Annotated in this window: 3 protein-coding genes; all 3 read right to left on the bottom strand. The window is 67.5% G+C overall.

Annotated features, from left to right (window positions below; all coding sequences use genetic code 11):
* Nucleotides 1–1,012, bottom strand: a 1,012-nt coding sequence (locus tag VFM98_RS17785; RefSeq protein ID WP_325111237.1) for a TRAP transporter substrate-binding protein DctP, incomplete at its 3' end; no start/stop codon positions are given.
* A 216-nt stretch (nt 1,013–1,228) separates the two neighbouring features.
* Nucleotides 1,229–2,320, bottom strand: a complete 1,092-nt coding sequence (locus VFM98_RS17790) for a TRAP transporter substrate-binding protein DctP (protein ID WP_325111238.1) — start codon at nt 2,318–2,320, stop codon at nt 1,229–1,231.
* 175 nt (nt 2,321–2,495) lie between these two features.
* Nucleotides 2,496–3,896, bottom strand: a 1,401-nt coding sequence (gene dxs, locus VFM98_RS17795) for a 1-deoxy-D-xylulose-5-phosphate synthase (protein WP_325111239.1), incomplete at its 5' end; no start/stop codon positions are given.

Raw genomic sequence — 3,896 nt, forward strand, 5'->3', positions numbered from 1 at the left:
CCGAGCGGAATTTCACGAAGTCCTGGTACACCTTGCGCCAGTTCTCGTTCTTCGTGCTCAGCTCCTCGTACAGCGCGTTCGACTGCTTGAAAGCCTCGGCCATCAGGTCGGCGGGGAACGGGCGCAGCTTCGCGCCCTGGGCCACGAGCTGCTTGAGCGCGCCGGGATTGCGCGCGTCGTACTTGGCCTGCGTCTCCACGTGCGCGAAGGCGCTCGCGGATTCGACGATGGCCTTGTTCTCCGGCGACAGTGCGTCGTAGGCCTTCTGGTTCACGTACAGGTCCAGCTGCAGGCCGCCTTCCCACCAGCCCGGGTAGTAGTAGTAGGGCGCGACCTTGTGGAAGCCGAGCTTCAGGTCGTCGTACGGGCCGATCCACTCGGCCGCGTCGATGGTGCCCTTCTCCAGCGCCTGGTAGATCTCGCCGCCGGGGATGTTCTGCGGCACCCCGCCCATGCGCTCCACCACGCGGCCGGCGAAGCCGCCGACGCGGAACTTCAGGCCCTTGATGTCGGCGGCCGACTTGATCTCCTTGCGGTACCAGCCGCCCATCTGGGCGCCCGTGTTGCCGCACGGGAAGCTGATCATGTTGTACTTGGCGTAGAACTCGCGCATCAGCTTCAGGCCGTTGCCCTCGAAGCTCCACGCGCTCATCTGCCGGCTGTTCAGGCCGAAGGGGATGGCGCCGCCAATGGCGAAGGTCTCGTCCTTGCCGAAGAAGTAGTAGGGCGCGGTGTGCGCGGCTTCGACGGTGCCCTGCTGCACGCCGTCGACCACGTTGAAGGCGGGCATCAGTTCGCCGGCGGCATGCACCGAGATCTCGAACTTGCCGCCCGAGAGCTGGCGCACCTTCTGGGCGAACACCTCGGCGCCGCCGTAGATCGTGTCGAGCGATTTCGGGAAGCTGGAGGCGATGCGCCAGCGCAGCGCGGTCTGGGCGTGGACGGCGGGGGCAACGGCGGAAGCGAGGACGCCGGCGATGCCGGCGTGCTTGAGGACGGAACGACGGTCCATGAAGTGCGGGTCTCCGAGTGTTGGAATGTGCCGCCGATCATGGTTCCGCCGGGCGCCCGCAAGCTTTCAGCGGGCTGGCGCGTCAACCTAGGGATTTCCCGCAACGAAATGGGCCCTCGACGGGCCCTTCCAGTGCCACCGCGGAACCGGCTTTGCCGGGCCGCTGGTGGCGCCCCCTTGAGGGGGAGGCGGCCGGGAGGCCGCTTCGGGGGTGGGCTACAGTTTCTTGGCCTTGACCTGCGCCTGCAGGAAGTTGTCGAGTGACGCCTCGGTGAACTGGAACCAGAGGTTCTCTTCCTGGCGGAACTTGGAGTAGTCCGCGTAGATCTTCTTCCAGTCCTCGTTCTTGGTGCCGATCTCGTTGTACAGCGCCATCGCTTCCTTGAAGGCGGAGTTCATCACGTCGGCCGGGAAGGCGCGCAGCTTGCTGCCCTGCGCCACCAGCTGCTTCAGGGCATCGGGATTGCGCGCGTCGTAGCGCGCCTGCACGTGGTGGTGCGCCTCGGCGGCCGCGGCCTGCACGATGGCCTTGTACTCGGAAGAGAGCCCCTCGTAGGCCTTCTTGTTGATGAACACGTCCAGCTCGGGGCCCACTTCCCACCAGCCGGGGTAGTAGTAGTACTGCGCGACCTTGTGGAAGCCGAGCTTCAGGTCGTCGTACGGCCCCACCCACTCGGCGGCGTCGATGGTGCCCTTCTCCAGCGCCTGGTAGATCTCGCCGCCGGGGATGTTCTGCGGCACGCCGCCCATGCGCTCCACCACGCGGCCGGCGAAGCCGCCGACGCGGAACTTCAGGCCCTTGATGTCGGCGACCGACTTGATCTCCTTGCGGTACCAGCCGCCCATCTGGGCGCCGGTGTTGCCGGCCGGGAAGTTGACGATGTTGTACTTGCCGTAGAACTCGCGCATCAGCTTCAGGCCGTTGCCCTCGTGCATCCAGGCCGTCATCTGGCGGCTGTTGAGGCCGAAGGGGATGGCGCAGCCGAGGGCGAACACCTCGCTCTTGCCGAAGAAGTAGTAGGGCGCGGTGTGCGCGCATTCCACCGTGCCCTGCTGCACGCCGTCGACCACCCCGAAAGCCGGCATCAGTTCGCCCGCGGCGTGGGTGGAGATGTCGAACTTGCCGCCCGACATGGCCTTCACCCGATCGGCGAACACTTCCGCGCCGCCGTACAGCGTGTCGAGCGACTTCGGGAAGCTCGATGCGAGACGCCAGCGGATGGCCGCCTGCGCATGCACGGCCGGCGCGATGCCGGACGCCAGCACGCCGGCGATGCCTGCATTCTTGATGAGCGATCGACGATCCATGGTGTCTCCTGGAATGGAATGAATCTGAGTGAGTTTTCCGCCACCGAGTTACCTTTGGTAGCGGTTCACAGGGACGCCCATTCTCGGAAATGACAGGTTTCTGTCAGCCCCGGATTTTCCCTTGCGGGGTCGAAGGAGTGCCGGCAGGCGGCTGGCGCGCCGCCTCGCGCGCAGGTTACGAAACGACCTTCAGCGCCGGCGCCGGGCGTTCGATCAGCCCGCCGAAGCGCTGGCGGATCGACGCCTCGATGCCCGCCGCGTCCAGACCCTGCAAGGCCAGCAGCCGTGCCGGATCGCCATGCGGCGCGTATTCGTCGCGCAGGCCCAGTTGCAGCACGGGCTTGATGATGCCGGCGGCCTGCAACGCCTCCATCACGGCGCTGCCCGCGCCGCCCATGATGGCGCCCTCTTCCACCGTCACCAGCGCGTCGTGGCTGGCGGCCAGCTGCAGCAGCAGCTCGGTATCCAGCGGCTTCACCCAGCGCATGTTGGCCACCGTGAGGTCCAGCCGCTCCGCAGCCTGCAGCGCCGGATACAGCAGCGTGCCGAACGCCAGCACGGCCACGCGCTGGCCCTGGCGCCGCAGCTCGCCCTTGCCGAAAGGCAGCGGCTGCAGGCCCGGCTCCACCGCCGCGCCGACGCCGGCGCCGCGCGGATAGCGCACCGCCACCGGATGCTCCTGCTGGTAGGCCGTGGTGAGCAGCTTGCGCGTCTCGTTCTCGTCGGCCGGGCAGGCCAGGCTCACGTTGGGGATGCAGCGCAGGTAGGCGATGTCGTAGGCGCCCGCGTGGGTGGGGCCGTCGGCGCCCACCAGGCCGGCGCGGTCGAGGGCGAACACCACCGGCAGGTTCTGCAGCGCCACGTCGTGGATCAGCTGGTCGTAGGCGCGCTGCAGGAAGGTGGAGTAGATCGCCACCACCGGCTTCAGGCCCTCGCAGGCCAGGCCCGCCGCGAACGTGACCGCGTGCTGCTCCGCGATGCCGACGTCGAAATAGCGCTCGGGAAAGCGCTGGTGGAACTCCACCATCCCGGAGCCTTCGCGCATCGCGGGCGTGATGCCCACCAGCCGATGGTCCTGCGCTGCCATGTCGCACAGCCACTGGCCGAACACCTGCGTGAAGGTGGGCTTGGGCGGCGTGGCGGGCTTGACCAGGCCGACGACCGGATCGAACTTGCCGGGCCCGTGGTAGGCCACCGGATCGGCCTCGGCCAGCTTGTAGCCCTGCCCCTTCTTCGTGACGATGTGGAGGAACTGCGGGCCCTTGAGCTGCTTGATGTTCTCCAGCGTCGGGATCAGCGAATCGAGGTCGTGGCCGTCGATCGGGCCGACGTAGTTGAAGCCGAACTTCTCGAACAGCGTGGCCGGCACCACCATGCCCTTGGCGTGCTCCTCGAAGCGCTTGGCCAGCTCGAACAGCGGCGGCGCCACGTGCAGCACCTTCTTGCCCACCTCCTTGGCGGCGGCGTAGAAGCGGCCGCTCATGAGCTGGGCGAAGTGGCGGTTCAGCGCGCCCACCGGCGGGCTGATCGACATGTCGTTGTCGTTCAGGATCACCAGCAGGTCGGTATCGGCCAC

Source organism: Ramlibacter sp., from assembly GCF_035706265.1.
Classification (GTDB): Bacteria; Pseudomonadota; Gammaproteobacteria; order Burkholderiales; family Burkholderiaceae_C; genus Ramlibacter.